Source organism: Marinirhabdus gelatinilytica, from assembly GCF_003353425.1.
Taxonomy (GTDB): Bacteria; Bacteroidota; Bacteroidia; order Flavobacteriales; family Flavobacteriaceae; genus Marinirhabdus; species Marinirhabdus gelatinilytica.
In genome coordinates this window covers 1-1,444 of record NZ_QRAO01000020.1, presented here as the reverse complement: position 1 = coordinate 1,444, position 1,444 = coordinate 1, and the positions used below count along the sequence as shown (strand labels likewise).

Genomic DNA, 1,444 nt, shown 5'->3' with positions numbered 1-1,444 from the left:
GGCGTACCAAACCATTTCGACCTGGATGCAGACAACGACGGTATCTACGACGTAACTGAAAACAACGGAACAGATACAGATAATGATGGTCGTGCAGACGATAACGATGGAGACCCAACAAATAACAACGGTATCCCTAACACTGCCGGTACAGGTTTAACAATCGTAGACAGCGGTACAGACCCGGCAACGCCAGACTTCCTCGATACAGACAGTGACGAGGATGGATGTAGCGATGCCAACGAATACTTCAACGATGCCAGTGCGGACGGTGGCGACGGTGGCCAATACGGAACCGGCGACCCATTAACGCTAGGAGCAGGTGAGGTAGATGCAAACGGTGCCGTAGTGGGTGCTCCATATAATAACACGGGTGGAGAGGATACCGATGGTAATGGAACTTCAGACTATACTGAAATGGGCCCCAATAACGATATGACCAATGAAACAGCCAACGGTCTACCGAATGTTGCCGATACCTGTGACCCGGATGACGACAATGACGGTAACCCCGATGATAACGAAATAGCGAATGGAAACGATCCGTTGACAGCAAATGCTCAGGATGACACTAACGCATCAGATGTGGGTGTGGCAGTAACAACGAGTGTACTGGACAATGACGATTTCCTTGATAATAACGATCCAAACAACATAGCCACAACCACGGTGACCGATACAGGAGCCGGTACTGCCTTAGGGGTAGTTACTATAGATCCCGTAACAGGTGAGATTACCTACACACCAACGGCCACAGAAGGTGGAATGATGGTAACTATTGTGTACCAGGTATGTAGTGATGTAGATGGTTCTGGCTTGCCGCAAGATCCAGCGACCGATGTTTGTGAGACAGCGACACTTACTATAACGGTAACGGGTAACGATAATGATAATGACGGTGTTGACGACAGTGTTGACCTTGACGATGACAACGATGGTATCCTCGATACAGACGAAGCCCCAGCTGGTTTCCCTGCACCAAGCGGTGATGCCGATAACGACGGTATTCCAAACTATATGGATACAGACGTTGGAGTTGATGCCAACGGAGACGGTATCGTGGACGCATACGATAATGACGGTGACGGCGTACCAAACCATTTCGACCTGGATGCAGACAACGACGGTATCTACGACGTAACTGAAAACAACGGAACAGATACAGATAATGATGGTCGTGCAGACGATAACGATGGAGACCCAACAAATAACAACGGTATCCCTAACACTGCCGGTACAGGTTTAACAATCGTAGACAGCGGTACAGACCCGGCAACGCCAGACTTCCTCGATACAGACAGTGACGAGGATGGATGTAGCGATGCCAACGAATACTTCAACGATGCCAGTGCGGACGGTGGCGACGGTGGCCAGTATGGAGTTGGCGACCCACTTACCCTAGCAGGTGGTGGTGTAGATGCCAACGGAGCCGTGACCACTGCCC

1 pseudogene is annotated in these 1,444 nt (G+C 50.3%); it reads left to right on the top strand.

The annotated features are described in order from the left end of the window. Nucleotides 1–1,444: pseudogene (locus C8D94_RS15375) on the top strand (hypothetical protein); the annotation flags it as partial.